A 1,354-nucleotide genomic window follows, 5' to 3' on the forward strand; every position below is an offset into this window, starting at 1 on the left:
CAGGGCTTCGGCGTAGTCGCGTGACGCCCGGTTCGTGGCGGACTGTCAGCTCAGCGACGGTGCTCTCGGAACGTGACAGGCACGGCTTCCAAGATCATGGAGTTCTCTACGCCCCGTGATCCAAGTGGAAGACCGTGCCTGCCGACGCATCATCTCTGATCCCACCTGCCCTTGACCAACTGCGCGAGAATCCGCAGGTCGGACCCGAGGAGGTCCCATGCCTGCTGGAACGGCTGGCCGAAGTGCCGGACCCGCGTGACCCACGCGGGGTGCGCCACCGCCTGACAGTCGTGCTCGCTCTCACCGCGTGCGCGGTGCTGGCCGGAGCGACCTCGCTGCAGGCGGTTGGCGAATGGATCGCCGATGCCCCTGGGGACGTGCTGGAGCAGGTCGGTGCGGACCTTGATCCGCTTCTGCCCAGGCGGGTGCTGCCCGCAGAGACCACGGTCCGCCGACTGCTGGCCCGCATCGACGGCGACGCGCTGGACCGGGCAGTCGGACGCTGGCTCGCCGACCGTCGTCCGAAGGCGACCGGGCTGCGCGGCCTCGCAGTGGACGGCAAAAGCCTGCGCGGCGCGGCAAAAGCGAACGGCCGCAAGATCCACCTGCTCGCCGCACTGGAACACGCCACCGGCCTGGTCCTGGCCCAGATGGACGTCGGAGAGAAGACGAACGAGATCACCTGCTTCCAGCCACTGCTGGGCACCATCGCCGACCTGGCAGACGTCGTCGTGACCAGCGACGCCATGCACACCCAGCGCGAACACGCCGAGTACCTCCTCGGCCGGGCCGCCCACTACATCGTGATCGTCAAGGGCAATCAGAAGAAGCTGCGCCGACAGCTCACGTGCCTTCCCTGGAAGGACATCCCGCTCCAGGGACGCATCCGGGGAACCGGCCACGGCCGCTCCGAGATCCGCCGGATCAAGGTCGCCACCGTGAACAACCTCTTCTTCCCCGGAGCCCGCCAGGCCGTCCAGATCAAGCGTCGGCGCACCGACCGCAAGACCGGCAAGACCACCCTCAAGACGGTCTACGCCGTCACCAGCCTGACCGCCGAGCAGGCCACCCCGGCCCAGCTCGCCCGCCTCGTCCGCGACCACTGGACGATCGAGGCCCTGCACCACGTCCGCGACACCACCTTCGCCGAGGACGCCTCGCAGTTGCGCACCGGCAACGCGCCCCGCGCGATGGCCACCTGGCGCAACCTCGCCATCGGAGCCCTCCGGGCAGCCGGAGCGAAGAACATCGCGGCCGGTCTCCGCCACAACGCCCGCGACCCCCGCCGCCCGCTCGCACTCCTCGGCCTCGCATGATCACAAACCGGGCGTCACACGACTACGCCGAAGCCCTG

At 69.3% G+C, this 1,354-nt stretch carries 1 pseudogene; it reads left to right on the plus strand.

From position 1 onward, the window contains the following. Positions 1-269: 269 nt before the first annotated feature. A pseudogene (locus tag OSB71_RS24150) lies at positions 270-1,157 on the plus strand (ISAs1 family transposase); the annotation flags it as partial. Positions 1,158-1,354 lie beyond the last annotated feature (197 nt).

The sequence above is a fragment of the Streptomyces marinisediminis genome, from assembly GCF_026262575.1.
In the GTDB taxonomy this organism is placed as follows: Bacteria; Actinomycetota; Actinomycetes; order Streptomycetales; family Streptomycetaceae; genus Streptomyces; species Streptomyces marinisediminis.